Origin of the sequence: Paenibacillus radicis (ex Gao et al. 2016) (genome assembly GCF_014641555.1) — a bacterium.
In the GTDB taxonomy this organism is placed as follows: Bacteria; Bacillota; Bacilli; order Paenibacillales; family Paenibacillaceae; genus Pristimantibacillus; species Pristimantibacillus radicis.
In genome coordinates this window covers 210,615-236,260 of the sequence record NZ_BMHY01000009.1, presented here as the reverse complement: position 1 = coordinate 236,260, position 25,646 = coordinate 210,615, and the positions used below count along the sequence as shown (strand labels likewise).

At 51.4% G+C, this 25,646-nt stretch carries 27 protein-coding genes; 26 read left to right on the top strand and 1 reads right to left on the bottom strand.

The genetic code is table 11. The features are described 5' to 3' along the window. Window positions 1–10 precede the first annotated feature (10 nt). The 14 genes from IEX98_RS21410 (at window position 11) to trmD (ending at window position 13,910) form a co-directional block, all read left to right on the top strand. Window positions 11–997, top strand: coding sequence for a beta-ketoacyl-ACP synthase III (locus IEX98_RS21410; protein WP_188891258.1), 987 nt, complete (start codon window positions 11–13; stop codon window positions 995–997). Between the two features lie 16 nt (window positions 998–1,013). Continuing rightward, window positions 1,014–1,940 carry an ACP S-malonyltransferase gene (gene fabD, locus IEX98_RS21405; protein ID WP_188891241.1) on the top strand — a complete coding sequence of 309 codons (927 nt, stop codon included), beginning with the start codon at window positions 1,014–1,016 and terminating at the stop codon, window positions 1,938–1,940. A 29-nt stretch (window positions 1,941–1,969) separates the two neighbouring features. After that, the gene (fabG, locus tag IEX98_RS21400) at window positions 1,970–2,719 is read left to right on the top strand and encodes a 3-oxoacyl-[acyl-carrier-protein] reductase (protein WP_188891240.1); all 750 of its coding nucleotides are present in this window, start codon (window positions 1,970–1,972) and stop codon (window positions 2,717–2,719) included. A 116-nt stretch (window positions 2,720–2,835) separates the two neighbouring features. Continuing rightward, window positions 2,836–3,069 (top strand): acyl carrier protein, encoded by a 234-nt coding sequence (gene acpP, locus IEX98_RS21395; protein WP_042160396.1) that lies wholly within the window; start codon window positions 2,836–2,838, stop codon window positions 3,067–3,069. 162 nt (window positions 3,070–3,231) lie between these two features. Further along, window positions 3,232–4,473, top strand: coding sequence for a beta-ketoacyl-ACP synthase II (gene fabF, locus IEX98_RS21390; RefSeq protein WP_188891239.1), 1,242 nt, complete (start codon window positions 3,232–3,234; stop codon window positions 4,471–4,473). Next, a complete protein-coding gene (rnc, locus tag IEX98_RS21385; protein WP_188891238.1) occupies window positions 4,463–5,161 on the top strand; it encodes a ribonuclease III in 699 nt (232 codons plus the stop codon). The genes fabF and rnc overlap by 11 nt, the downstream gene beginning before the upstream one ends. 184 nt (window positions 5,162–5,345) lie before the next feature. Then, window positions 5,346–8,933: a chromosome segregation protein SMC gene (smc, locus tag IEX98_RS21380; RefSeq protein WP_188891237.1), complete on the top strand. Its 3,588-nt coding sequence runs from the start codon at window positions 5,346–5,348 to the stop codon at window positions 8,931–8,933. Window positions 8,934–9,050: 117 nt separating this feature from the next. Beyond that, window positions 9,051–10,049 carry a signal recognition particle-docking protein FtsY gene (gene ftsY, locus IEX98_RS21375; RefSeq protein WP_188891236.1) on the top strand — a complete coding sequence of 333 codons (999 nt, stop codon included), beginning with the start codon at window positions 9,051–9,053 and terminating at the stop codon, window positions 10,047–10,049. 175 nt (window positions 10,050–10,224) lie between these two features. Further along, window positions 10,225–10,587, top strand: a complete 363-nt coding sequence (locus tag IEX98_RS21370) for a putative DNA-binding protein (protein WP_374705372.1) — start codon at window positions 10,225–10,227, stop codon at window positions 10,585–10,587. A gap of 19 nt (window positions 10,588–10,606) precedes the next feature. Then, window positions 10,607–11,977, top strand: a complete 1,371-nt coding sequence (ffh, locus tag IEX98_RS21365) for a signal recognition particle protein (RefSeq protein ID WP_042160404.1) — start codon at window positions 10,607–10,609, stop codon at window positions 11,975–11,977. 50 nt (window positions 11,978–12,027) lie between these two features. Beyond that, window positions 12,028–12,300 (top strand): 30S ribosomal protein S16, encoded by a 273-nt coding sequence (gene rpsP / locus IEX98_RS21360; protein ID WP_042160406.1) that lies wholly within the window; start codon window positions 12,028–12,030, stop codon window positions 12,298–12,300. Window positions 12,301–12,325: 25 nt separating this feature from the next. Continuing rightward, window positions 12,326–12,556: a KH domain-containing protein gene (locus tag IEX98_RS21355; RefSeq protein WP_188891235.1), complete on the top strand. Its 231-nt coding sequence runs from the start codon at window positions 12,326–12,328 to the stop codon at window positions 12,554–12,556. 82 nt (window positions 12,557–12,638) lie between these two features. After that, window positions 12,639–13,163 carry a ribosome maturation factor RimM gene (rimM, locus tag IEX98_RS21350; RefSeq protein WP_188891234.1) on the top strand — a complete coding sequence of 175 codons (525 nt, stop codon included), beginning with the start codon at window positions 12,639–12,641 and terminating at the stop codon, window positions 13,161–13,163. A 3-nt stretch (window positions 13,164–13,166) separates the two neighbouring features. Further along, window positions 13,167–13,910, top strand: coding sequence for a tRNA (guanosine(37)-N1)-methyltransferase TrmD (gene trmD, locus IEX98_RS21345; protein WP_188891233.1), 744 nt, complete (start codon window positions 13,167–13,169; stop codon window positions 13,908–13,910). Window positions 13,911–13,976: 66 nt separating this feature from the next. On the opposite strand, the gene IEX98_RS21340 is transcribed toward trmD, so the two are convergent. Continuing rightward, window positions 13,977–15,428 carry a CAP domain-containing protein gene (locus IEX98_RS21340; protein WP_188891232.1) on the bottom strand — a complete coding sequence of 484 codons (1,452 nt, stop codon included), beginning with the start codon at window positions 15,426–15,428 and terminating at the stop codon, window positions 13,977–13,979. A gap of 203 nt (window positions 15,429–15,631) precedes the next feature. Here IEX98_RS21340 and rplS point away from each other — a divergent pair, with 203 nt between their 5' ends. The 12 genes from rplS (at window position 15,632) to IEX98_RS21280 (ending at window position 25,616) form a co-directional block, all read left to right on the top strand. Then, on the top strand, window positions 15,632–15,973 hold the full coding sequence (rplS, locus tag IEX98_RS21335) for a 50S ribosomal protein L19 (RefSeq protein ID WP_188891231.1): 342 nt from the start codon (window positions 15,632–15,634) through the stop codon (window positions 15,971–15,973). A gap of 102 nt (window positions 15,974–16,075) precedes the next feature. Continuing rightward, a complete protein-coding gene (lepB, locus tag IEX98_RS21330; protein WP_188891230.1) occupies window positions 16,076–16,738 on the top strand; it encodes a signal peptidase I in 663 nt (220 codons plus the stop codon). A gap of 34 nt (window positions 16,739–16,772) precedes the next feature. Continuing rightward, the gene (ylqF, locus tag IEX98_RS21325; protein ID WP_188891229.1) at window positions 16,773–17,675 is read left to right on the top strand and encodes a ribosome biogenesis GTPase YlqF; all 903 of its coding nucleotides are present in this window, start codon (window positions 16,773–16,775) and stop codon (window positions 17,673–17,675) included. Window positions 17,676–17,720: 45 nt separating this feature from the next. Further along, window positions 17,721–18,332, top strand: a complete 612-nt coding sequence (locus IEX98_RS21320) for a ribonuclease HII (protein ID WP_188891228.1) — start codon at window positions 17,721–17,723, stop codon at window positions 18,330–18,332. A gap of 151 nt (window positions 18,333–18,483) precedes the next feature. After that, entirely contained in the window at window positions 18,484–20,478 is a 1,995-nt protein-coding gene (locus IEX98_RS21315; protein ID WP_188891227.1) for a flagellar hook-length control protein FliK, read from the top strand. Further along, window positions 20,475–20,798 carry an EscU/YscU/HrcU family type III secretion system export apparatus switch protein gene (locus IEX98_RS21310; RefSeq protein ID WP_188891226.1) on the top strand — a complete coding sequence of 108 codons (324 nt, stop codon included), beginning with the start codon at window positions 20,475–20,477 and terminating at the stop codon, window positions 20,796–20,798. The genes IEX98_RS21315 and IEX98_RS21310 overlap by 4 nt, the downstream gene beginning before the upstream one ends. Next, window positions 20,779–21,180, top strand: coding sequence for a YraN family protein (locus IEX98_RS21305; RefSeq protein ID WP_188891225.1), 402 nt, complete (start codon window positions 20,779–20,781; stop codon window positions 21,178–21,180). Before IEX98_RS21310 ends, IEX98_RS21305 begins: the two co-directional genes overlap by 20 nt. Window positions 21,181–21,383: 203 nt before the next feature. Continuing rightward, entirely contained in the window at window positions 21,384–21,776 is a 393-nt protein-coding gene (locus IEX98_RS21300; RefSeq protein WP_188891224.1) for an RDD family protein, read from the top strand. Between the two features lie 14 nt (window positions 21,777–21,790). Further along, entirely contained in the window at window positions 21,791–22,708 is a 918-nt protein-coding gene (locus IEX98_RS21295) for an ABC transporter ATP-binding protein (protein WP_188891223.1), read from the top strand. Next, complete coding sequence (locus IEX98_RS21290; RefSeq protein ID WP_188891222.1) at window positions 22,705–23,466, top strand: ABC transporter permease; 762 nt, start codon at window positions 22,705–22,707, stop codon at window positions 23,464–23,466. The genes IEX98_RS21295 and IEX98_RS21290 overlap by 4 nt, the downstream gene beginning before the upstream one ends. Before the next feature lie 19 nt (window positions 23,467–23,485). Then, complete coding sequence (locus IEX98_RS21285) at window positions 23,486–24,199, top strand: response regulator transcription factor (protein WP_188891221.1); 714 nt, start codon at window positions 23,486–23,488, stop codon at window positions 24,197–24,199. Further along, window positions 24,177–25,616: a HAMP domain-containing sensor histidine kinase gene (locus tag IEX98_RS21280; RefSeq protein WP_188891220.1), complete on the top strand. Its 1,440-nt coding sequence runs from the start codon at window positions 24,177–24,179 to the stop codon at window positions 25,614–25,616. Before IEX98_RS21285 ends, IEX98_RS21280 begins: the two co-directional genes overlap by 23 nt. Window positions 25,617–25,646 lie beyond the last annotated feature (30 nt).

Below are 25,646 nucleotides of genomic sequence, written 5' to 3'. Positions count from 1 at the left end.
GTGAGTGGAATTGAGTTTACATCCTGTAGGCATTATTGGATCGGGCAAATATGTTCCCGACCGGATCTTATCGAACCAAGAGCTGGAGCAAATGGTAGAAACGAATGATGAATGGATTGTAACCCGTACTGGCATTCGCGAGCGCAGGCTTGCTGCGCCGGAGCAGGCGACATCCGATCTGGCATATGAAGCGTCGAAGCAAGCAATTGAAGCGGCGGGACTGACGGCAGAGGACATTGATCTTATTATCGTGGCTACGATTACTCCGGATATGTTTTTCCCGTCCACCGCATGCTTGCTGCAAGATAAGTTGGGCGCGAAACGCGCTGCAGCGTTTGATCTTTCGGCGGCTTGCTCCGGATTTATTTACGGCTTGGCTACCGCATCGAATATGATCGCAACCGGCATGTACAAGCATGTATTGGTCGTTGGTGCAGAGACATTGTCGCGGATTACGGATTATACCGACCGCAACACCTGTATTCTGTTCGGCGACGGCGCTGGCGCAGTCGTACTTGGCCCTGTTGAGCAAGGCCGCGGCTTCCAATCCTTTGTGCTTGGCGCGGACGGGAGCGGCGGAGAGCTGCTTAAAGTAGACGGCGGCGGTTCCCGCACGCCAGCTACAGAAGAAAGCGTTCAAGCCAAGCAGCATTATATTCAGATGGCCGGAAATGACGTGTTCAAGTTCGCGGTGCGCATTATGGGCGGAGCAGCTGAAGAAGCACTGGAGAAAGCCGGTTTGACGAAGGAAGATATCGATCTGCTTGTTCCGCATCAAGCGAATATCCGCATTATCCGGTCCGCCCTTACACGGCTTGATCTGCCGGAAGAGAAAGCGATGATCAACCTCGACAAATACGGCAACGTATCCGCTGCATCCATTCCGATTGCATTAGCGGAAGCAGTTGAAGAAGGACGAGTAAAGCAAGGCGATTGCCTGGTGCTTGTCGGCTTTGGCGGCGGCCTGACTTGGGGCGCATCGGTTCTGAAATGGTAACGGAGGGGACTTATTCATGAGTAAAATAGCATTCGTATTTCCCGGCCAAGGCGCGCAAGCGGTAGGCATGGGGAAAGACGTATACGATTCCGTGCCTGCGTCGCGTGCGATCTTTGAACAAGCTGACGAGGCGCTTGGTTTCTCGGTTAGCGATATTATTTTTAACGGACCGGACGAGCAGTTGAAGCAGACAGCGAATACCCAGCCAGCTCTGCTGACGGTTAGCGTTGCGCTGCTTGAAGCGCTCGAAGGCCGCGGCTTAAAGCCGGATTACGTAGCCGGTCACAGCCTTGGCGAATACAGCGCGTTAGTTGCTGCAGGTGTTTTGTCATTCGCTGATGCGGTGCGCACAGTAAGAGCGCGCGGAGAATTTATGGAGCAAGCGGTTCCTAGCGGTCAAGGCGCGATGGCGGCTGTATTAGGCGCGGAACGCGATTCTTTGGCTGCGCTTTGCGCGGCTGTTACAGACGGCGGGAATGCGGTTGAACTGGCGAACGTGAACTGCCCGGGACAAATCGTCGTTTCCGGAACGGCTGCCGGCGTTCAAGCGGTAGTAGAGCGCGGGAAAGAAGAAGCAGGAGCGAAACGGGTTATTCCGCTGGAAGTAAGCGGTCCGTTCCACTCCTCCTTGATGAAGCCTGCGGCCGAGAAGCTTGGCGTGGTACTGGAAGGCGTAAGCATGGGGGATGCGGCCGTTCCGGTTATCGCCAATGTAACGGCTTTGCAGGTAACGGAAGCTTCCGACATCCGCCGTCTGCTCGTGGAACAGGTGTATTCGCCAGTGCTTTGGGAAGACAGCATCCGCTATCTGATCGAGCAAGGCGTTGATCATTTTGTTGAGATTGGTTCCGGCACTGTGCTTGCAGGACTGATCAAAAAAATCGATAAAAACGTTCGCGTGACTTCGATTAACAGTGCGGCGGCAATCGAAGCGTTGAATTAATGCTATATTTTTGCTAAGGAGGGTGTGCGATGTTTGCCAGTTTGGAAGGCAAGAAAGCGCTCGTTACGGGTGCGTCGCGCGGCATAGGCCGGGCGATCGCTATTGCGCTGGCAGAAGCCGGTGCGGATGTTGCGATCAACTATTCGGGCAGCGAAGCGGCTGCGGCGGAAACGGCGCAAGCAGTAGAAGCGCTTGGACGCCGTGCCATTACGCTCAAAGCCAATGTCGGGAAAGCGGATGAATTTGATGCGATGGTGAAAGAAGTCGTTGAACAATTCGGAGCGCTCGATATTTTGGTGAATAACGCAGGCATTACAAGAGATAATTTAATTATGCGTATGAAGGAAGAAGAATTTGATCAAGTTATTGAGACGAACTTGAAGGGCGTCTTCAACGGGATCAAATCCGTAACGCGTACGATGATGAAGCAGCGCTCAGGCCGCATTATCAACATTTCTTCGGTGGTTGGCGTGCTCGGAAATCCGGGACAAGCCAACTATGTGGCCGCGAAAGCGGGTGTCATCGGACTTACCAAGGCAAGCGCGCGTGAATTGTCCTCTCGCGGCATTACAGTCAATTGCGTCGCTCCGGGCTTTATCCAGACGGATATGACGGACAAGCTGCCCGAGGAGACTCGCGATGCGCTGGCCAAGGACATTCCGCTTGCCCGTCTCGGAAGCCCTGAGGATATCGCTCATGCGGTAAGATTCCTGGCTTCCGATGCCGCTTCTTATATGACTGGCCAGACCGTTCATGTGGACGGCGGCATGTACATGTAAGGATGCGTAAAAGCCGCGCCAGCTCTTGGCTGACGCGGTCCGGGCAGGAATTAAAACGGTTACGTATGGCATTTTATCTTTAATTCTCGTATAATACCAAAGAGGAGGTGAACCGGATGTCCGAAGTAGTAGAACGTGTAAAACGTATCGTCGTCGACCGACTTGGCGTAGACGAAGCGGAAGTCACGCTGGAAGCTTCCTTTAAAGATGACCTCGGCGCTGACTCTCTTGATGTCGTTGAATTGGTCATGGAGCTGGAAGACGAGTTTGATATGGAGATCTCTGATGAAGATGCAGAGAAAATCACCACAGTGGGAGAAGTAGTTAATTACATACAATCTCTTAACTAAGGAAGCCAGAGTCCCGTTGTAACAGACGGGACTTCTCTCCATATGAAGCAGGGTTGCGATAAGCATCCAACATGAAGGCATGAATGAGCTGGCAAGCTTTTTATATATAAATCACGATGCGTTAAGAAGCGTATCCAAATAGCTGTTCTTGAGGTGAATCGAATGAAACAGAGAGTTGTCGTAACTGGCATGGGGGTCATGACCTCGCTCGGATCGGAATTGGATCAGTTCTGGGGGAATTTGCTGGAGGGCAAATCGGGCGTTTCTCATATCGAGGCTTTTGATGTGTCCGAATACCCGACGCAAATTGCTGCAGAAATTAAAAACTTCAATCCTGAAGATTTTCAATTAGATAAAAAAGAAGCTCGCCGTATGGACCGTTTCGTACAGTTTGCATCCGTTGCAAGCTTGTCGGCGGTGAAGGATTCCGGAATCGTAGTCGGGGAAAATGTCGACGCAGAACGCATCGGCGTTATGATCGGCTCCGGTATTGGCGGATTGGGCACTTGGGAAGACCAGCACAACATTTTGCTTGAAAAGGGACCAAAGCGTGTAAGTCCGTTTTTCATCCCGATGATGATCGCAAATATGGGTTCTGGCCAAGTATCGATTCTGACTGGTGCGAAAGGCCCGAATAGCACGGCGGTTACCGCTTGTGCAACGGGTACGCATTCCATCGGCGATTCGTTCAAGCTGATTCAGCGCGGTGAAGCCGATGTGATGATCTGCGGAGGCGCGGAGGCGACGATTCGTCCAACCGGTCTTGCAGGATTCTGCTCCATGCGGGCCATGTCGGTGCGCAATGATGAGCCGGCTAGAGCAAGCCGTCCGTTCGATACGGACCGTGACGGTTTCGTAATGGGTGAAGGTGCTGGCGTTCTTATTCTGGAATCGCTGGAGCATGCTCAACAACGTGGCGCACGTATCTACGCTGAAGTTATCGGCTACGGCATGAGCGGCGACGCTCATCATATGACTGAGCCAGATCCTGATGGCGCTGCTCGTTGTATGACAAGAGCGCTCAAGGATGCAGGTATTGAGCCAAGTGACATCGATTATATCAATGCGCATGGCACGTCCACTCCGGTAGGCGACCGTTCGGAGACGAAAGCGATTAAGAAGGCGCTGGGCGACCACGCTTATAAAGTTGCTGTCAGCTCGACCAAATCGATGACGGGCCATCTGCTCGGCGCCGCTGGCGGCGTAGAGGCTGTCATTCTTGGCCTGACGCTGCAAAACGGCGTCATTGCTCCGACCATCAACCTGGAAAACCAGGATCCGGAGTGCGATCTGGATTATGTACCGAACAAGCCGCGTAAAGCGGACGTTCGTACAGCGCTGTCCAACTCTTTTGGATTTGGCGGCCACAATGCAACGATCGTGTTGAAAGTTTATGAAGCGTGATACATTCCATGAGCTCCAGTCCAGACTGGAGCTCAAGTTTAAACAGCTGAAGCTGCTGAAGCAGGCGTTCACGCATACGTCTTACGTGAACGAGCATAAGCACAGTTCCATTGAGCACAACGAACGCCTTGAGTTTCTCGGCGACGCTGTGCTCCAATTGCTTGTGTCGGAATATTTGTTCTCTGCCTATCCGCAGCGGCCGGAAGGCGAGTTGACTCGGATGCGCGCATCGGTCGTTTGTGAACCGTCGCTCGCGCAATTCGCCGAACGCCTAGATCTTGGCGCGCATGTCATGCTCGGACGAGGAGAAGAACAGCTTGGCGGAAGGCAGCGTCCTGCGCTGTTGGCCGATTTGTTCGAAGCCTTTGTCGGCGCTATATATTTGGATGCCGGAATCGACCGGACGCGGGTGTTTCTGGAAGCTCATATGTTTCCCTTCATCGAGTCCAACGATTATGGCCTGCTCGTGAAGGACTTCAAATCGAAACTGCAGGAGCGAGCGCAGCATAACGGTCTCGGTCCGGTAGAATACCGGATTACCGAAGAGCGTGGACCAGCGCACGACCGTGAGTTTGTCGTAGAGGTTTTTCTCGGGGAGACAGCTTATGGCAGCGGGGTCGGGCGGACGAAGAAAGAAGCGGAGCAGCGCGCTGCGTCACAGGCGTGGCAATCGTTGTCAACCGAATAGAAGATGGGTTTGTTTCGGATGCGCGTCCCGCGAGGCGGCGCTTGCGAAACAAACCCGTTTTTATTTAAGCAGGAAATTTGGGCAATCCGCGAAAAAAGCGCAGCAGACCGAGCGCTGCAGGGTAAAATGGTTAACGGGCGCCTGTAAGTTGTGTTACAATATACGTTGAGGTGAAAGCCAAGTTATGTTCCTGAAACGGATCGAATTAGCGGGATTTAAATCATTTGCCGACAAAACGGAGATGGAATTCGTGACCGGCATTACCGCTGTTGTCGGGCCTAACGGCAGCGGCAAAAGCAATATTTCAGACGGCATCCGTTGGGTGCTCGGTGAGCAGAGTGCAAAGAGCTTGCGCGGCGGGAAGATGGAAGACATTATTTTTGCCGGCAGCGACGCGCGCAAAGCGGTCAACTACGGCGAGGTGTCATTGACGCTCGACAACGGTGATGGTGCACTGCCGCTGGAGTACAACGAGGTGACGGTTACGCGCCGGGTTCACCGGAGCGGCGACAGCGAGTATATGATCAACAAGCAGCCTTGCAGGCTGAAGGATATTACGGAGCTTTTCATGGATACGGGCATCGGCAAGGAAGCGTATTCGATCATCGGTCAAGGCCGGATCGAGGAAATTTTAAGTACGCGCTCCGAGGACCGCCGCGGCATCTTTGAAGAGGCTTCCGGTATTGTGAAATACAAGTCTCGCAAGCGCGAGGCGCAGAAAAAGCTGGAGGAAACAGAAGGTAATCTGCTTCGTATTCACGACCTGGTAACGGAGCTTGAGGATCAGGTTTTGCCGCTGCGCGAGCAGTCGGAGAAGGCGATCCATTACAAGCAGCTCAAGGAACAGCTGAAGACGCAAGAGATATCGATGTACGTACATAATATTGAAAATGTGCATAGCTCCTGGGCAGAGGCCAATGAAAAGCTCGATCGGCTGAAGCGGGAGCAGTTAGAGTTGTCTACCGTCGTAAGCAAGCATGACGCGCATCTGGAGAAGGACCGGCTTGCATTGCGCGAGCTGGAGGAAGCGCTGGATCGTTTGCATGAATCGATGCTCCAGTACAGCGAGGAGTATGAGAAATGCGAAGGCTACGGCGAGGTGCTCAAGGAGCGCAAACGCAATCTGGAGCAAAATAAACGCCAGCTGGAAGAAACGACTGCTGCGCAGGACGAGCGTATCGCTTCATTAACGAAAGAAGAAGCAGAATTCCGAAGCAAAACTGCCGTATTGGAGCTTCAATTGGCTGAATTAAAAACCAAATTAGCGGAGGAAGAAGTTCACTTAATCGGTGTTGCCGGCAATGCTGTGGCGGATGCTGAGGAGACGCTAAAGGGCGAATTGCTCGATGTGTTGAGCACGATGGCACAATTACGCAACGAAATCCGTTATTCAGCGCAGCAGCAGGAAGCCGTTCAACGCCGGATGGAAAGACTGTCTGACGACGAAGCGAAATGGAATGAGCAGCATCAGAAGCTTACGGCTAGACGGCTAGAGCTGGAAAAGCAGCTCGAAGCTACACTGAAAGCAATTAATACGAACCGGAACAAATATATTGACGAGGCGGAAAGGTCCAAAGAAATCGGACAATACGTCGAGGATGCAACGGCTGCCATTCGCAAGTGGGAGCAAAAGCTGGAATCGCAAATTTCCCGCCGCGATACGATGAAGGAAATGCAAGATGCGCTGGACGGTTTTATGCAAGGGGTCCGGGAAATTCTGAAAGCATCGCGCCGGTCTTCAGGCGGCATTGCTGGTGTCCATGGCGCGGTAGCCGAGCTGATTCGGGTGCCGGAGCGTATAGAGACGGCTGTTGAGACCGCGCTTGGCGGAGCGATGCAGCATATCGTTATGGAAGACGAGAAGTCGGCGCGAATTGCGATCAGCTTCCTGAAGCAGCGTCAATTGGGGCGGGCTACTTTCCTGCCGCTCGACGTCATTCGCGGAAGACATATTTCGGAGCATGACAAGCGACTGGCTGAAGATGTTGAAGGCTTCGTCGGTGTAGCCGCCGATTTGGTCGCGAGCGATGCGAAGTACGAGGCAATCGTCAAAAGCTTGCTTGGTAATGTACTGCTTGCCGAAACGCTGGAGCAGGCAAACCGGATCGCTTCGAAATGCCAATACCGCTATCGAGTCGTGACGCTGGAAGGTGATGTCGTCAATGCGGGCGGTTCTATGACTGGCGGCAGCTTGCAGAAAAAAGGGGCGAGCTTGCTCGGCCGGGGCCGTCAGATCGAAGCGCTGGATAAGGAAATTAAAGAAGCGCAAACGACAATTACGCAGCTGCGGGACAAGCTGAGCGACCTGCGTAAGGAGCAATCCATTTTGAACCATAAAATGGAGGAGCTGCGGGCAGGATCAGAACAGAGCCGGATTGAGGAGCAGCAGGTGAGAGCCGAACTGCAGCAGTTGAATAACGAAGCGAAGCATCTGGGCGAGCAAGAGCAGCTATTCTCTGCAGATCGTAACAGTCATTTGGCTGAGCGGAAGTCGATGGAGCAAACCGCTGCGGAGGCGGAAGTCCGGCTGGAGCAGTTGCAGGCAGATGAAGTCAGGCTGCAAGAAGCGATTCGCTTGGCGGAGGACCGCCGTAAAGCGAGCGAATCGGCTAAGGAAGAGCTTCAAGGCCAGTTAACGGACTTGAAAATCGCCGTTGCCAAGACGGACTCGGAGAAGCTTAGCTTCGAAGATCAGGCGACGCGGGTGCGCAGCGATATTCAGCGCGCCAAGCAGGAGCTGAGCGGTTATCGTTCGCTGCTGGCGCAGCAGGAAGAGGAACTGGCTCGTCACGGACAGGAAACGGTTGAGCAGATCGAGCAGTTGAATCATTTGCGCCTGAAGAAGCAGGAATGCGCCGAGCAGACCGATCTCAAGCGTTCAGCACGCGCTGAACGTACGCGTGAATTGGAGCAGGGCGAGAGCGAAACGAAGGAACAGCGGGCGCAGCTTCGCAATGTGGAGGAGCAGCTTCGTCAGACGGAAATCGCAGCCAACCGGCTCGATGTGGAGCTCGATAACTTGCTGCGCAAGTTGAGCGAAGAGTATGAGCTGAGCTTTGAATTGGCGAAGGAGCGGTATCCGGTGCCTGAGGACGTTGTTGGCACACAAAATGCTGTTCGTGAACTGAAACGTCAAATTACAGCGCTTGGGGATGTAAACTTGGGTGCAATTGACGAATACGAGCGCGTTAAGGAACGGTTTGAATTCCTTACCGAGCAGAAGAATGATTTGGTGGAAGCGAAGACGACGCTGTATCAGGTTATTCGCGAGATGGATGAAGAGATGTCCAAACGGTTCAAAACGACCTTTGAAGCGATACGCGGCCATTTCGTCGTCGTGTTCTCGAAGCTGTTCGGAGGCGGACGGGCGGATCTCGTTCTAGTCGAGCCGGATCGCGTGCTCGATACGGGGATCGATATCGTGGCACAGCCGCCAGGCAAGAAGCTGCAAAACCTGCAGCTGTTGTCCGGCGGCGAACGGGCCTTGACAGCGATCGCGCTGTTGTTTGCAATTCTGCAAGTGAAGCCCGTTCCATTCTGCGTTCTCGATGAGGTCGAAGCGGCGCTTGATGAAGCGAACGTAGCCCGCTTTGCACAATATTTGCGAGAATTTTCCGGACTTACGCAGTTTATCGTCGTTACTCACCGTAAAGGGACGATGGAGGAAGCCGACGTGCTGTACGGCGTAACGATGGAAGAGGGCGGCGTATCGAAGCTCGTATCCGTCCGGCTGGAGGAGCAGGTGGATGAAGAAGAGCCTGCAACGGCCTAGCCTGTCTGAGCAGGTTCAAGTTGAGAGCATATATTCAAATATAAACAGATAGATAGAATTAATATCATTCAGCAAGAGAGAAGACACCCAGGAGCAACCTGTAGGGAGGAAACATACGTGAGCTTTTTTAAGAAACTGAAGGAAAGCATCGCTTCCAAGACGGAGGCGGTTACGAATATTTTTAAAGAAGGCTTGACCAAAACCCGTACCGCTATCGTGGAAAAGGTGGAAGAGCTGATTACGAGAAGGAAAAAAATCGACGAGGAGTTTTACGAGGAGCTGGAAGAAATTCTAATTGGCGCCGATGTAGGCGTTAATACAGTGATGCAGCTGATCGAAGACCTTCGCAGCGAAGTGAAGAAGCGTAAGATCGAGGATGCTTCCGATTTGCAGCCAGTTCTTTCCGAGAAGCTGGTTGGTCTGCTCAAGGGGGAAAGCAATCCAGGATTGCAAATGGCGAAGAGCGGAGAAATTACGGTTATTCTATTCGTAGGCGTCAATGGCGTCGGCAAAACGACGACGATCGGCAAGCTCGCTCATAAATTCAAAAGCGAGGGCAAAAGCGTTCTGATGGCAGCAGGCGATACGTTCCGTGCAGGCGCGATCGAACAGCTTGAGGTGTGGGGACAGCGGGTTGGCGTCGATGTGATCAAGCAGTCCTCCGGCTCTGATCCGGCTGCGGTTATGTTCGACGCCGTGCAAGCTGCGAAGCAGCGCGGGGTAGACGTCCTGCTGTGCGATACGGCGGGCCGTCTGCAGAACAAGTCGAACCTGATGGAGGAGCTCAACAAAATCTTCCGCGTCATTCAACGCGAGCTTCCTGAAGCGCCGCATGAGGTTTTGCTGGTCCTGGATGCAACGACAGGTCAAAACGCGCTTAGCCAAGCGAAGCTGTTTGGCGAGAAAAGCGGCGTGACTGGCCTCGTGCTCACGAAGCTCGACGGCACGGCGAAGGGCGGTATTGTCATTGCGATCCGCAATGAACTGAACCTGCCGGTGAAGCTGGTTGGTCTCGGGGAGAAGATGACCGATTTGCAGGAATTCGACTCTGAGCAGTTCGTACATGCGCTGTTCGCTGGACTTATTCAACGCGATACCGAAGAGGCTCCGCAATAGGATTAAAGGTGACAAGGCGAAAAGCTTGACAGTGATATCTGCCATCGTGTAAGATAAAAGACGTTGCGCAGGTGTAAAGGACATTTCCTTGACGGACTCGCAACAAACTAGACGTCAAAGACCGGCGGCATATTCACGCCAAGCCGGGTAATGGGACGCGGTGGAGGGATCAAGGATGCTTATTGAAGAGCCGGATGCCCTTGCAAAAACGAATCGAATCAACCTGCTGTTCGATTTCTACGAGCCTCTGCTCACGGAAAAACAGCGCACCTTTCTCAAATATTATTTTCACGACGACTATTCGCTTGGTGAGATTGCTGCAGAATCCGGCATTAGCCGGCAAGCGGTGTACGAGCATGTCAAGCGTGCAGAACAAGTGCTAGAAAGCTACGAGGGCAAGCTTCAATTGCTAGTTAAGCATGAATCGCGCCAGCAGCATTTGGCGGAGCTGGAACGAAGCGTAGCTGAGCTGGCGGTTGGCGAAGCCGAGAAGAAGCGGCTGCTAGCCGCGATTGAACGATTAACAACGACAGAATGAAAAACGGAGGTGATGGATCATGGCGGCATTTGAGAGCTTAACGAACCGATTGCAAAATGTGTTCGGCAAGCTGAGAGGCAAAGGCAAAGTAACTGAGGATGATATCAACGAAGCAATGCGCGAAGTTCGACTGGCGCTGCTTGAAGCCGACGTTAACTTTAAAGTCGTCAAAGATTTTATCGCCAAAGTGAAGGAGAAAGCGCTTGGTCTGGAAGTGTCCAAAAGCTTTACCCCTGGCATGGTCATTATCGATATCGTCAACAAAGAGATGACTGAGCTGATGGGCGGGACGCAGAGCAAGCTGGCGAAAGCGAATAAACCGCCTACCGTACTTATGATGGTCGGCCTGCAAGGCGCCGGTAAAACGACGACGACAGGCAAACTGGCTCGTCTGTTGCAAAAGGGCAACCACAAACCGCTTCTGATCGCTGGCGATATTTATCGGCCAGCTGCGATCAAGCAGCTTCAAGTGCTTGGCGAACAGATCGATGCGCCGGTATTTACGCTTGGCGATCAGACTTCACCGGTTGAGATTGCCCGCGCAGGCTTGCAGCATGCGAAGGATAACGGCAATGATTATGTCATTATCGATACCGCCGGACGGCTGCATATCGACGAAGCGTTGATGGAGGAATTGAAACAAATTCATCAAGTGACGAAGCCGGATGAAGTGCTGCTCGTCGTTGATGCGATGACCGGTCAAGACGCAGTTAACGTTGCACAAAGCTTCCATGAGCAATTGGAGCTTACAGGCGTCGTACTCACGAAGCTTGACGGCGATACGCGTGGCGGTGCCGCACTATCGGTTAAGGCCGTAACAGGCAAGCCGATTAAGTTCGCAGCGATGGGCGAGAAGATTGACGCTCTGGAGCCTTTCCATCCGGATCGGATGGCTTCCCGGATTCTCGGCATGGGCGATATGCTCAGCTTGATCGAGAAGGCGCAAGCCAATATCGATGCCGATAAAGCGGCGGAGATGGAACGCAAAATGCGCAATGCCGAGTTCACGTTCGATGATTTTCTCGAACAGATGGCTCAAGTCCGTAATCTTGGCCCGATTGATCAGCTGATGGACATGCTGCCGGGTATGAACAAGATGAAGGGTATGAAAGACATGAAAGTGGACGAGAAACAAATCGACCGTGTCGAAGCTATCGTTCGCTCCATGACGAAGGAAGAAAAGCAAAAACCGGAAATTTTGAACCATAGCCGCCGTCGCCGGGTTGCTGCAGGCAGCGGAACATCGGTTGCCGAGGTAAACCGACTCATCAAGCAGTTTGACGATATGCGCAAGATGATGAAGCAATTCTCGTCGATGATGGGCAAAGGCTCCAAGGGCATGAAAGGCCTGAAGGGCTTGATGGGTAAAGGCAAGAAGTTTCCGTTCTAATTAAAGCAGTTGTTAGGACTGCGTTCATTATTCGAAGGAGGTGAATTTCCATGGCAGTACGTATTCGTTTGAAACGCATTGGTGCTCATAAAGCTCCATTCTACCGCGTTGTCGTTTCCAACTCCCGTTCCCCGCGTGACGGTCGCTTCATCGAAGAAATCGGTACTTACAATCCGGTTGCACAACCGGCTCAAGTAACGATCGACGAAGAGAAAGCGTTGAAATGGCTGCAAACAGGTGCGCAAGCATCTGATACCGTTCGCGACTTGCTTTCCAAAGCAGGTGTCCTGAAAAAGTTCCATGAGCTTAAGCAACAGAAATAACTGTTGAACAGCGGAGGGCCTTGAGATGAAAGAATTGATTCTTGTCATAGCAAAGGCGTTGGTGGATCATCCAGAGGACGTGCGCGTGCATGAGAAGGATGATGAGCGAGGCACTGTCTACGAGCTGTCGGTACATTCCGATGATATCGGAAAAATTATCGGCAAGCAGGGCCGCATCGCGAAAGCGATGCGAACCGTCGTGACGTCCGCCGCCGTCAAATCTCAGAAACGCGTCATCGTTGACATCATATCGTAATCACATATCGATAAGGGTTAGGATAAATTATCCTAACCCTTTTTCAAAATAGAGAAGTATTGAACGAAAAGGGTTGATACATATGGGAAACAAATGGTATACCGTAGGCAAGCTTGCCAATACGCATGGACTGCGCGGAGAAGTGAAGGTGCTCCCAAGCACCGACTTTCCGGAAGAACGGTTTGCGGTCGGCAATAAGCTGTCCCTGCAGGATGAGCAATCCGGCCGTCAGCTAGAGATCGAAATTACGGCGGCTCGCGAGCAAAAGGGAATGTTTGTATTGAAGCTGAAGGGCTTCAACGACATTAACGAGGTCGAGAAGTATAAAGGATGGCTGCTGAAAATTCCAGAAGCCGAGCAAGGCGAGCTGGAAGACGGCGAATACTACTACCATCAGATTATCGGCTGCAAGGCGGTTACAGAGGACGGAGAAGAGCTTGGCGTGATCTCGGAGATTCTAAGTCCAGGGGCTAATCACGTCTGGGTCGTCGACTTGAGCAAGCCTAAGGGCAAGCAAGTGCTGCTGCCAGTGATTGATGACGTTATTCTGGATGTTGATGTGGCGAACAAGCTGGTGAAGGTACGTCTGCTGGAAGGATTGATGTAAGCGATGCGAGTAGACGTATTAACATTGTTTCCGGAGATGTTCGAGGGCGTGTTTAACGCGAGCATACTGGGTAAAGCGAAGGATAAAGGCATCGTGGATCTGCAAGCCATTAACTTCCGCGACTACTCCAATAATAAGCATAATACAGTCGACGATTACCCATATGGCGGCGGTGGCGGCATGGTGTTGAAGGCAGAGCCTGTGTTTATGGCTGTCGAAGATCTCATGGCTGCTGTACCGCAAGGCAAGCCGCCGCGCATTATTCTGATGTGCCCGCAAGGGGAGACGTTCACACAGCGGAAAGCAGAGGAGCTGTCCCAAGAGGAGCATATCGTATTGATTTGCGGCCACTACGAGGGCTATGATGAACGAATTCGGGAACATCTCGTCACCGATGAGTTATCGATTGGCGATTACGTGCTGACCGGAGGCGAAATTCCGGCGATGACAGTCATCGACAGCGTCGTTCGTTTGCTGCCGGGCGTACTCGGCAACGAAAGCTCTGCTGTAACGGATTCCTACAGCACAGGGCTGCTGGAGTATCCGCATTATACGCGTCCTGCTGTGTTCCGCGACTGGGAGGTGCCTGAGGTGCTCATATCCGGGCATCATAGCCGGATCGATGCCTGGAGGCGCGAGCAGTCGTTGCTGCGTACGTTCAACAGGCGTCCGGACTTGCTGGAAAAGGCGGAGCTGACGCCGAAAGAACGGAAATGGCTGGCCTCGCTTAGCAAGGAAGAGCAGTAGCAAAGGAAAGAGGGACCGATTCAATCGCGAAGGTTTGATTTTCGCGGTGCTCGGTCCCTCTTTTAGTTATGGGGTGTAGAAATTTTGGGTATAATAGACACCATAGTATCCGCCAAAGGCGACTCCTGTGCCGAGCCTAGTTAGATTTTTGCTCAACAGGTTGCTGCGATGGCCGGGTGAATTGATCCAACTGTAGTGAGCATACATACTGTCTGTCTGGCCGGCAGCGATGTTTTCCGCGGCGCTTCGGTATGTAATTCCTTGAGCCTTCATTCGGTCAAACGGTGACTGGCTATCGGGATTATCATGACTGAAATACTTTCGGTCTGCCATGTCTTGACTATGAGCTCTGGCTGATTTGGAGGCTTTGGTGTCCTGGGTGAACAATGAGATACCGCGCCGGGAGCGCTCTGCATTCGCAAGGTCAAAGCTTAGCTGCTCATAGTTCCCTTGAAGCGTGGAAGAGCTGCTATTGCCAGGTTTGCCATAGGCACTGGAATCGGTTTGCATGATGCCGATAATACGGTTTCCGTCCAGACGATCGATAAACAAGGTCGTCGTGATGCTGCCGGAGACGAAGGTATAATCGAACTCGTTCTCATGGCCGTTTTTGCTGCCAATAATCGCAATAGCCTCCGACAGCGTCGTTCCAAGCTTTATTTTAGGCTTGACCTCCCAGTTGGCGGCAGTATTGCTGAATAAAGCGACCACTTTGCTGCCGCGGGTGCCAATCATGGCGAAACGGCTGTAATCATCGTTGTATACTTGCCATGTAAAGCCTTCCTTGGTTTCGTCGCTGCGTTGCGGCTCCCCGAGGACCATCTTTGTTTTAGCGAGCGTGTCTCCAATGGCAATCCCTTGCAGTGCAGCCGGATTCGCTGCTTCGGGAGGAAGCTTGGTTGGAGAAAGCCGCTCTGAATGCTGCGACAGCCTGTACAGGAACGTCAACGCTTCTGCCCGGGTGAGCGTCCCTTGCGGGTAAAAGCCGGTTACTGTCGGAGCCGTACGTCCGGTCGTCAGCTTCTCGTCAAGAAGCCACTGAATGGCTTCTTTCTCTGTCAGGCGTTTGCCTGTTGCAGCACTTGCCATTAGTAAAGCGGCTTGTCCACGGCGGAAGGAACTGTTGTCTGCAACGTCGTAGATGAGCGGCCAGCCCTGTTGTTTTGCATAGCTGTAGTAAGGCTCGTACCAAGGAACGCCGGCAGCGGCCGTTTCGTTGTTGCCATAGGCACGAAGGAGCAGAGCCAAAAATTCGGCTTCATTAATATTGCGGTCGGGGCGGAATTTTCCGTCCTCGTAGCCAGCCGCGAGATTTTGTTCGACAGCCCAAGCGATATAGGTGCTTGCCCAATGGTTTTTCGTATCCGGGAATTTGTCGGTATTAGGAGCTGTGATTGCATTCGCTCCCGTTGAAGGAGAAGCTTGCGCCAATGAAGGCTGTGAAGGAAATAGTGCGGCCAAACCTAGAACGACTGATAAGAAAATGATTGTAGTTCGTGCTCTTGATAGACGGGGCATATAGGTATCCTCTCTACACTAAGTTGTTTGTTTCAGTATACCTAATGATGTCCAGCAAAAACATGTTGAATTTTATAGCCCAATATGATAAAATTGCAAATGTTGTTTGTATTATTCGGGCGGTCCGCTAATAGTGATGAACCTGTTCAATGGGAACATGGCGAGTTATTAAGAACGTCTATGGTGGAAGGAGTGAATCCAAGATGAATCTCGTACAAGCGATTACGCAAGAGCAGCTTCGCAAAGACCTTCCTAACTTTCGTCCCGGTGACACGTTGAAAGTATACGTTAAAGTTATCGAGGGATCCCGCGAGCGGATCCAGCTTTTCGAAGGCGTTGTAATTAAACGTCGCGGCGGCGGTATCAGCGAAACGTTTACAGTGCGCAAAATTTCCTACGGTGTAGGTGTGGAAAGAACTTTCCCGCTGCACTCGCCTAAACTCGACAAAATCGACGTGGCACGCCGTGGTAAAGTACGTCGCGCTAAACTGTACTACCTTCGCAGCCTTCGTGGTAAAGCGGCAAGAATTAAAGAAATTCGTTAAGATGAAACGACAAGAGGGGCTTGCGAAAACAAGCTCCTTTTCGTTATTTATGAACAGAGTTACCAGCCATGAACGGACTACAGATAGAAGGAAGGCGTAGGAATGGATTCACAAAACCGAAATGAAGATCACATAGAGTCCCGAGCAGAACAACTGGCTGGAGCAAACGGCAAAGCGCCGGAGAAGGGCGGACGAGCTTCCAAGGAAATCGTGGAGTGGATTAAGGCGCTTGCGATCGCCATCATTCTCGTCTTCATTATTCGGCAGTTTCTGTTCTCGCCGTTCATAGTCGAAGGGCCTTCCATGCAGCCTAACTTCGAGACGGGCGAGCGCTTGATCGTCAATAAAATATTGTACAATATCCGTGAGCCGAAGCATGGCGAGGTTGTCGTCTTCCATGTTCCGGATCAAGGCAGAGATTTCATTAAGCGTGTCATCGCACTTCCCGGCCAAACGATTCGGGTAGACGGGGATGATGTGTTCGTTAACGACACGAAGATTGAAGAGCCATATATTAAGGAAGCGATTGAAAAGGCTCATGCCGAAGGACGTTTGTACAACGAGAATAAATCGCCTACGTCGAATTACCCGAACGATAAAAACAGTGAAATCACGGTGCCGAAAGGCTATATTTTCGCCATGGGTGACCATCGTGACAATAGTCAGGACAGCCGTGACATCGGCTTCGTATCCGAGAAAGAGCTGATCGGCCGCGCTGATTTTATTTTTTGGCCTATGAGCAAAGTAAGCTTTATTAAGCATTAACAATAGAGAAGCAGAATTGCAGTGAGGTGAGGAAATGACCATTCAATGGTTCCCCGGTCATATGACCCGGGCAAAAAGGCAAATACAGGACAAGCTGAAACTCATCGATATTGCCATTGAGCTATTGGATGCGCGCGTTCCGTTATCGAGCCGCAACCCTATGGTGGATGAAATATTGGGCGGGAAGCCGAGACTGATCGTGCTCAACAAGTCCGATCTTGCCGATCCAAAAGTTACGGAGCAGTGGATCACGTATTTCAAATATGAAGGCCATGAAGTGTTGGCCTTAGATTCGTCAACCGGTACACGGGTATCTGAAGTTCCGCTCATGGCAAGACAGATTTTGCATGAGAAGATCGAACGTCAGATATCGAAAGGGATTAATCCGCGCGCAGTACGCGGCCTTATCGTGGGCATTCCAAACGTTGGCAAATCAACGCTGATCAATCGCTTGGCCGGACGGAATATTGCAATTACGGGAGATCGTCCTGGCGTAACGAAAGGCCAGCAATGGATTAAGGTTGGAACGGAGATGGAACTGCTTGATACACCAGGCATTTTGTGGCCGAAATTTGAGGACATGCTCGTCGGCTACCGGCTTGCGATGACGGGTGCCATCAAGGAGCAGGTGCTTAACGTTGAGGATATCGCTTTTTTTGCCGTCAAGGATTTGGTGGAACGGTATTGGCCGGCATTGAAAGAGCGATTCGAGCTGGATGCACCGCCGAAGGATACGGAGGATTCTGACGAAATTGTTCGGGTCATGGAAGATATCGGCCGCCGCAGAGGCTGCCTTGTTGGAGGCGGAAGAGTGGATCTGGAGAAAACATCCGGCGTAATTTTGCGTGAGATGAGAGCAGGGAAGCTTGGCCGAATCTCGTATGAGGCTCCTTTTCCGGCAGCAGCGGGATCATCGCAGGAATCCAAAGGGAAATAAGTAAGCTGCATCATGGGCAATAGGGGAACCGGGGGAAATCTGACAATGCTGGAGTATGAACAAAGGCTTTGGGCGGAAGGTTATTCCGCTATCGCCGGCGTCGATGAGGTAGGCCGCGGCTGCTTGTTTGGCGACGTTGTGGCGGCAGCCGTCATTTTGCCTCCGCATTTGGAGCTGGAAGGCGTAAACGATTCGAAGAAGCTGTCTGAGAAGAGACGTGAAGAGCTGTATGAAGTTATCATTCAGCATGCCGTCGCTTGGTCGGCCGCGAGAGTCGATTCGGAAACGATTGATCGGATCAACATTAAGCAGGCTTCGCGGCTTGCTATGAAGCTGTCCGTTCAATCGCTTGGAACTGCCGCCGATTATTTGCTGGTAGATGCGGAGAAGGTGGACATGCCGCAGCCGCAGCTAGCTATTATTAAGGGCGATGCGACGAGTCAATCGATTGCCGCTGCATCCATCATAGCGAAGGTGACTCGGGATAGACTATGCGCGAATGAATGGGAGCAGCTTTATCCGGCATACGGAATCGCTATACATAAAGGCTATGCGACCAAGCTGCATCGGGAAAGGCTGCTGGAATACGGGCCAAGCCCGCTGCATCGCCGTTCTTTTCTGGGGAAAATATTTGTGGAGCAGCAGGAGCTGTTCTAAAGGCAAGAAATCGGGCATGGAATCGCCATTGGCGTTCTGATGCCTTTTTTTGTTGTGACGCTCCTTCACTGCCGCCCGGATAATACCGATATGTACAATATAGGTTTATAATGGTGTAAAGAAGCGGATTGGAAGCGGGTGCTACCTATAGATGAATATTAATCAAATGATGAAAAGCTTTCTAGGCGACGCTTCCGCAGGCGAGGCGCGCACGATGGAGCTGAAAGCTGGACAAGTCGTCCGCGGCCAGGTTATGCAGGTGATGGACAACAATGAAGCGATTGTACAAATAAACGGGGTTCAAGTTCGTGCGAAGCTTGAATTGCCGCTTCAGCAAGGACAGACGGCCATGCTTCAAGTACAGTCGCAATCACTGACGGATGGCGGAAACAGTATGATTGTGTTGAAGCAGGTCGAAACTGGAACGGCTGCCTTGCCTGACAACATGGTAAAAGATCTTGTGAAGCTGCTTGGCTTGCCGGACCAGAAGTGGGCGACGGAGCTTGTAAAAGAATTAAGGCGCGAAGGATTTCCGATGAACCGTGAAACCGCGCAGCTGTTTCAGCAGGCGTTATCAGCGATGCCGAAAGGTGTAAATGCGGAGCAATGGATGCAGGCAGCTGCAGCAGCCATTAAACGAGGACTGCCGGTAACGGCTGGTACGATTAGCGCTATGCAGCAGGTTATGTTCGGACGCTCGGCACATGAATTACTGGACGCTTTGCACCAGCAGCTTGCAAATGCCTTAGGGGAAGGCGGGGCGGCTGGCAGCAAATCACAGCTGCCGCAGCTTGCCGCGAGACTGCAAGCTTTGCTAAGCGAAGGCGGGGCGCTCATGCGCGCAGCTGCCGAGACTAGCGTTCAGCCGCCTGCAGGCGGCTCTGCAAACGCGCCAGCCTCAGGTGGAGGGAATGCAGGTGCTGGCGCAGCGCCTGCCGTTAACACGGCCGCAGGGGCGGCTAACGCTCTCGTTTCAAACGCTGCTAATGCTTCTGCTGCTAGTGCGTCCAATACTGCTAACGTAACAGGGGCCGCAACTACAGCAGTTGGGCAAAGCACCGGAGGAGCTGCAGTTGCACCCGCTAGTCCAAGCAGCCAGCCTTCACCGACAGCCGGCAATTTGGCGGCGGGGGCGAATACGGCGGCCGTACAGCAGCAAGCTGCCGGATCAGAAGCAGCGGCGGCCAGCTCCCCGACCTCGACTCCATCTCCGTCAGCGGGAGGGGCAACGGGTTCATCCGGCAATTGGCTTGGCCAAATGATGAAATGGATGGGCGTTGATTATGAGAATCAGCTGCTGAAGCAGTTCCCGCCGACTGGAGGCAGTCCAACAGGTCAGCAGCCAGCCGATACTGAAGTCAGCGGTCAAGGAGCTGCGCAGAAAACTGTTGCAAATACGGATTTGCCTGCAGGTTCCGCAGCGAGGACAACGGTGCAAGCTGGAGCAGAAGGGAACGAAAAGCTGCTCCAGCCAACCGCAGCTTCATTGCAGGAGCCGCGCATAACGGGAGTTTCTACAATGGCTTCGTCTTTAGCTGCTGAGCCGGGTATGCAGGAAGCCGCTGCGGCGCCGAAGGCTCTGACCCATGAATCGCTCAAAAGCGTATTGCTGGCTATTGCCGCATCTGATGACGCTCCTGCTGCGTTGAAGGAAACCGCTCAGCAGCTTGTTCAGCAGGTGACGGGACAACAGCTGCTGCTGACACCGGAAAGAAACGGCTCGATGTTCAGCCATCTCACGATGTTTATTCCGCTGAATGGTCCGAACGGCGATCAAACGGCCTCGGTACAAATTCAGACGCGGCGCGGCCGAAAAGGGGAGCTTGATGCAAACAATTGCCGGCTCTTGTTCCATCTATCTATGAAGACGCTGGGCGATACGATCGTTGACGTCAACGTGGTGGACAAAATCGTCAGCTTAAATCTATGGAATGATCATCCTGCGATATCGGCATTGGTAGAGTCGGCAAGGACAGAAGTTTCCGAGAGCTTGAGCAAAGCCGGCTATCAGCTGTCATCTTTACGCACGACGCCTACCTTCAAAGGAGATTTGTCTGCTGATTCCGGCGGATCAGATAAGCTGAGAACTGCGGAGCCGGCGCCAATCTCGGCCACAGCTTATAAAGGAGTCGACTTTCGCGTATGAGCGCCAATCGCCAAACGAACAATGAACCAATTCCTCTTCGCAAAGCGGTTGCGCTTAAATATGAGCCGGGAGACAACGCTGCGCCGGTCGTTATCGCGAAAGGCAGAGGACATGTGGCCGATCGTATTCTCGATGCAGCGCAGGAGAATGGCGTCCCTGTGCAGGAGGATGCTTCACTTGTAGAAGTGTTGTCCAAGCTGGATATCGATCAATCGATTCCGCCGGAGCTGTACACGCTTGTAGCCGAAATACTCAGTTTTGTCTACCGGGCAGACCGGGAGGCCAAGGCAGGAGAAGACGATGAGCAATGGAACGGATAAGAACGCGGCGGGTCAGAAGGCTGACGGCCGGAAGCTTACTGGGGAAATAGGCGAAGCAGCGGCTTTCCGATATTTATCGGAAACCGGCTTTGCCGTTATAGAGCGCAACTGGCGGTGCCGGATAGGGGAGCTCGACCTGATCGCCAGCCGGGATGGCTTGCTCATCATAGTAGAAGTGCGCACTCGCCGGGCAGGAGGCCGTTTTGGAACGGCAGCGGAATCGGTAGACCGGCGGAAACAGCAGAAGCTGGCTGTACTTGCGCAATTTTACATGCGTCAGCATATCATAACCGATCAGTCCGTCCGGTTCGATGTAATTGCTGTGACGCTTGGCCGCGATAATGCGGTTCTGGAGCTTAAGCACATCGAAGCGGCGTTCTAAGCGGGAAAGCAGAATAAACGAACGAATGAAACTCTATTGTATGAAGGCTTCGCGGCTGCGCGGAGCCTTTTTTGCCGTTCTCTGCATTCTTTAGACAATCTTTAGATTTCATTAAGGGGTACTTTAGAAGGCGGTTGCTATACTCGTAACAGAAGCGGCGGATCAACAAGTACCGCACGAAATTAGAGAGGGGATTGGTCGTAGTGGAACAGGAAAATGAGTATAGGCAATATGCCGGGTTTTGGATTCGGGGCACAGCGTTTGTGATAGATTCCGTCATCATATACGGTGTGTCGCAGCTTATAACCTCGCTGGGAAAATGGGAGGGGCAAACGATTCCTTGGCTGATGACGGCTTATCTATTCGTTATGACGTTGTTAACAGGAAGAACGATAGGCAAATGGATGATGGGAATTGAAGTGATCGGTCAGGATGGCCGCAGGGTTACGTTTTGGAATGCACTTTTGCGTGAAACAGCGGGGAAATGGCTGTCAGCTGTCATTTTGTGCGTTGGCTTTATTTTAGCCGGATTTGACGGACGCAAGCGGGCTTTGCATGACCATATCGCTCAAACCTATGTCATTAGAAACAGATGAGGAGGACAGAAGCTATGTCACAGACAGCAGCCATAGAGGTCCGAAATGTTACGAAATCAATTGCAGGAAAAACCATTGTAAAAGATCTGTCCTTTACCGTGCAAGCAGGTGAAATTTACGGCTTTCTTGGCCCCAATGGAGCGGGCAAAACGACAACGATCCGCATGATGGTCGGGCTTATATCTATCGGCAAGGGTGATATCCGAATCGGCGGCAGCAGCATTCGATCAGCTAGAGGCAAAGCGCTAGAGCAGATTGGAGCCATCGTGGAAAACCCCGAATTGTACAAGGAGATGAGCGGCCGTCAAAATTTGAAGCATTATGCGAATATGAGCAGCAAACCGGTCTCGAAGAAGAGAATGGAAGAGGTTATCCGCCTTGTTCAACTGGATGAAGCGATCGACCGAAAAGTCAAAACCTACTCGCTAGGCATGCGTCAGCGTTTGGGGGTTGCACAAGCGATTCTTCACCGCCCATCGATACTAATTCTTGACGAGCCGACAAACGGATTAGATCCGGCAGGCATTCGCCAACTCCGGCAATATTTGCAGCAGTTGGCCAAAACAGAAGGGATGGCGGTTGTCGTCTCCAGCCATTTGATTGCCGAGATTGAGCTTTTATGCGACCGGGTCATCATTATTCAGAAAGGACAGCTTGTCGCTGAGCGTTCTTTGAAGGAAATGGATGAGGATGGAAAGGTGACCGTAGATATTGAAGTTACTGATCCTGAAAGGGCGTCATTACTGCTTAAGCCACGCTTTAACGGAGAGAGCGACGGTGGCAATGTCATTTCTATAAGAGCAAAGAGAGAAGACCTTCCGGGCTTAGTGTCGGATTTGGTCCAGCATGGCATCGGCATCGTACAAGTGAAAATAAGAACGGCAAAGCTTGAGGATCTATTCCTGCAATTGACACAGGGGGTGAGATCATGAGGTTTATGCGATTGATTTCTAATGAATTATTAAAGCTGCATGTCAGGCGGAAAAACTATATCTTCATTGGGTTCTTACTGGCGATTACAGTAGCTGCAGGCCTCATTATGAAACAAACGATGCACGGTCTGACCGCATATGGCTTTGCTGCAAAACTGCAGCCGGTGCTGAATTATCCGATCCTGTTGTTTATGATTATTTATGGCGCGCAGACGATTGCGGAGGAATTCAAGGAAGGGACGATCAAGCAATTGCTCATCCGCCCGCCAAGCCGTTCCGTCATATTATTATCCAAGTACGCGACCGGTGTAACTGTAATGACCGGGATTCTGCTGTTCTCCTGTCTGGCAAGCATCATAACTGGCCTCGTATTATTTGAAAATAGCGACGACTATACATTACTGACGGTCTTCAAATCATTTTTGTATGCTGTACCGAGCGATTTGTTTTATTTTACACTGGCCTTACTAATAGGTACGGCTGTTGCGAGCGTCCCGCTTGCCTTATCATTGTCAATCATTCTCCATTTAGTTGGCGGCGGTATAAGCGCAATGATCGCAAAGTACGAATGGTCCAAATTCATTGTACTCAATCATTTGAATTTGAGGCATTTTGATTCCGATCCGCACATCGGCGGCACAGGAGCCTCCCCTTATCCGGATATCAATCTGTTTGGATCCTTGTTGATTAATGCTGTTTATTTAGCTGCGTTTCTCGTTCTCGCCTGTTATGTTTTTTATCGTAAAGAGGTAAAATAGGGCGGAGAGGAGCATGGAAATGACGTATTCGATTTTGTTAATAGAAGATGACCATGAAATTATTGAGCTTTTAAAGATTTACTTGGAACCGGAATATGACGTCCACGAAGCTGCGGATGCTCGGATTGCGTTGGATATGATAGAAAACTACAGCTATGATCTGGCTGTCGTTGACGTGATGCTGCCAGGCATCGATGGCTTTCAATGGGTAAAGACGATTCGTCATTCGCATTACTTTCCCGTCTTATTCTTATCTGCTAGGAGCCAGGAAAGTGATAAAATATTGGGGCTTAGCATGGGGGCGGATGATTATATGACCAAGCCGTTCAATCCGCTGGAAGTCGTTGCGAGGGTACAGGCTTTGCTTCGCAGGGTGCATCAATTTGATACCGTTGCAGCTAGCAAAAAGGAAGCAGAGGAGGAGCGGCTGGAAGCGGGCGAGCTTGTGCTGGATACGAAAAGCTGCACGCTTTATCTTGCAGGTCAGCCCGTACTTCTGACGTCTACGGAATATAAAATTTTGGCGCTGCTAATGGGCAATTCGGGCCGTGTTCTGACGCGGAAAAAGATCTATGAGGCCGTGTGGGATGATGCATTTGCCTATGACGATAATACGATAATGGTTCATTTGAGCAACCTGCGGGAGAAAATCGAGCCTCATCCGAAAAACCCTTCCTATATTAAAACAATCAGAGGGCTGGGATATAAATTTGAAGCGCCTGTTCAGCATTAGAAGAAGATGGCGGCTGCATACATCTCTCATTTTCGACTTTTTCTTTTTTAATATTTTTCTGATGGTTATTATTATTGTTTGCTTTATTGCCGGTATCATTTATGCTTTTCAGAATGCGCACACTTCCGAGTCTATGAACGCGAGCGCCGCCTCTTTTCTGAAGTCTGACAAACGAAGCGCCTACAGCATTCAGTGGCTGGAGAAGCACGGCGGATGGCTGGAGGAATTGGATGATAAGTTTCATGTTATCGGCTCGAAGGGGAAGAAGGGCAACGAAAAAATCGGTTATACACAGGATGAGCTGTTCGCCTTGCTGGAAAACGGAGAAAAACAAACCTATTATTACTCGATCGCGGCAATTGAGAGCTATAGCCCTCCGCATTATTTGGTGATGAAAATTCCCCGTGAGCAGATTTCGATTCAGAAAAATATGGCAGCTGAGCCTTTGGTTATCGATGAAGAGCAGCCTTTTCCGTTCAATCGGGTGAAAATATTTTTTTATGGCTCTATTGCTGCCGTCTTGTTTTTTATTTTCCTGTACAGCTACTGGGTAGCCAGGCGGATAAAGAAACCGCTGGATACTGTTGCTGCCGGGTTGAAGCGCATGACGCATGGCGATTACAGTACTCGAATTGACGTCCATGCGGAGAAGGAGTTTAAACAGATCAGCGATACCTTCAATTATATGGCAAGTGTCATCGAAAGCACTGCTAAAGAAAAACGTCTCCTGGAGGAGAGTAAGGAACGGCTCATCGTCGATTTATCACATGATCTGAAGACGCCGATTACGAGCATCCAAGGGTTTTCTCAGGCCCTTATGGAAGGGAAAGTAGAGGATAGCGACAGGCAAAACCGGTATTTGAACTATATTTATAATAAGTCGAACCAAGTGACGGCTTTGATCGAAAGCATGCTGGAGCTGTTGAAGCTTGATTCTCCGGATCATCCCTTGAAGCTGGAGAAGAGCGATGTGGGTGATTTCCTGCGGGAGTCCGTTGCGGAAATGTACGGCGATATCGAACGGAAAAATTTCGAGCTGGCGATGGAAATTCCGGATAGGAGTATGGTCGCTGTATTCAATGCCGAGGCTTTAAATCGGATCATAACGAACCTTCTGGCTAACGCTTTGAAATATAATCCTCCAGGTACGAAACTGCGTGTTGCGATCAAAGAAGAGGCCGTTGACGTTCGAATTGAAATTGGGGATTCAGGCATTGGTATCCCAGAACATTTGAAGTTAAAACTCTTCGACCCCTTCGTCAGGGGGGATGAGTCCAGGAGCAATGAAAACGAAGGCGGTCTGGGTCTAGGGCTTTCCATTGCGAAGAAATTGGCTGAAAAAATGGGCGGTTCCTTGTATTTGGAGGATTCGCAGGAAGACTCGACCCTCTTCGTGATTTCGTTAACGAAAAAATAACATATGGGCGAAAACATTATTCAGGAGTAG

What these genes read in the sequence shown, in the direction of transcription:
- fabD (WP_188891241.1), top strand. Translation starts at nt 1,014, where the DNA reads ATGAGTAAAATAGCATTCGTATTTCCCGGCCAAGGCGCGCAAGCGGTA.
- fabG (WP_188891240.1), top strand. Translation starts at nt 1,970, where the DNA reads ATGTTTGCCAGTTTGGAAGGCAAGAAAGCGCTCGTTACGGGTGCGTCG.
- acpP (WP_042160396.1), top strand. Translation starts at nt 2,836, where the DNA reads ATGTCCGAAGTAGTAGAACGTGTAAAACGTATCGTCGTCGACCGACTT.
- fabF (WP_188891239.1), top strand. Translation starts at nt 3,232, where the DNA reads ATGAAACAGAGAGTTGTCGTAACTGGCATGGGGGTCATGACCTCGCTC.
- rnc (WP_188891238.1), top strand. Translation starts at nt 4,463, where the DNA reads ATGAAGCGTGATACATTCCATGAGCTCCAGTCCAGACTGGAGCTCAAG.
- smc (WP_188891237.1), top strand. Translation starts at nt 5,346, where the DNA reads ATGTTCCTGAAACGGATCGAATTAGCGGGATTTAAATCATTTGCCGAC.
- IEX98_RS21370 (WP_374705372.1), top strand. Translation starts at nt 10,225, where the DNA reads ATGCTTATTGAAGAGCCGGATGCCCTTGCAAAAACGAATCGAATCAAC.
- ffh (WP_042160404.1), top strand. Translation starts at nt 10,607, where the DNA reads ATGGCGGCATTTGAGAGCTTAACGAACCGATTGCAAAATGTGTTCGGC.
- rpsP (WP_042160406.1), top strand. Translation starts at nt 12,028, where the DNA reads ATGGCAGTACGTATTCGTTTGAAACGCATTGGTGCTCATAAAGCTCCA.
- IEX98_RS21355 (WP_188891235.1), top strand. Translation starts at nt 12,326, where the DNA reads ATGAAAGAATTGATTCTTGTCATAGCAAAGGCGTTGGTGGATCATCCA.
- rimM (WP_188891234.1), top strand. Translation starts at nt 12,639, where the DNA reads ATGGGAAACAAATGGTATACCGTAGGCAAGCTTGCCAATACGCATGGA.
- trmD (WP_188891233.1), top strand. Translation starts at nt 13,167, where the DNA reads ATGCGAGTAGACGTATTAACATTGTTTCCGGAGATGTTCGAGGGCGTG.
- IEX98_RS21340 (WP_188891232.1), bottom strand. Translation starts at nt 15,428, where the DNA reads ATGCCCCGTCTATCAAGAGCACGAACTACAATCATTTTCTTATCAGTC.
- rplS (WP_188891231.1), top strand. Translation starts at nt 15,632, where the DNA reads ATGAATCTCGTACAAGCGATTACGCAAGAGCAGCTTCGCAAAGACCTT.
- lepB (WP_188891230.1), top strand. Translation starts at nt 16,076, where the DNA reads ATGGATTCACAAAACCGAAATGAAGATCACATAGAGTCCCGAGCAGAA.
- ylqF (WP_188891229.1), top strand. Translation starts at nt 16,773, where the DNA reads ATGACCATTCAATGGTTCCCCGGTCATATGACCCGGGCAAAAAGGCAA.
- IEX98_RS21320 (WP_188891228.1), top strand. Translation starts at nt 17,721, where the DNA reads ATGCTGGAGTATGAACAAAGGCTTTGGGCGGAAGGTTATTCCGCTATC.
- IEX98_RS21315 (WP_188891227.1), top strand. Translation starts at nt 18,484, where the DNA reads ATGAATATTAATCAAATGATGAAAAGCTTTCTAGGCGACGCTTCCGCA.
- IEX98_RS21310 (WP_188891226.1), top strand. Translation starts at nt 20,475, where the DNA reads ATGAGCGCCAATCGCCAAACGAACAATGAACCAATTCCTCTTCGCAAA.
- IEX98_RS21305 (WP_188891225.1), top strand. Translation starts at nt 20,779, where the DNA reads ATGAGCAATGGAACGGATAAGAACGCGGCGGGTCAGAAGGCTGACGGC.
- IEX98_RS21295 (WP_188891223.1), top strand. Translation starts at nt 21,791, where the DNA reads ATGTCACAGACAGCAGCCATAGAGGTCCGAAATGTTACGAAATCAATT.
- IEX98_RS21290 (WP_188891222.1), top strand. Translation starts at nt 22,705, where the DNA reads ATGAGGTTTATGCGATTGATTTCTAATGAATTATTAAAGCTGCATGTC.
- IEX98_RS21285 (WP_188891221.1), top strand. Translation starts at nt 23,486, where the DNA reads ATGACGTATTCGATTTTGTTAATAGAAGATGACCATGAAATTATTGAG.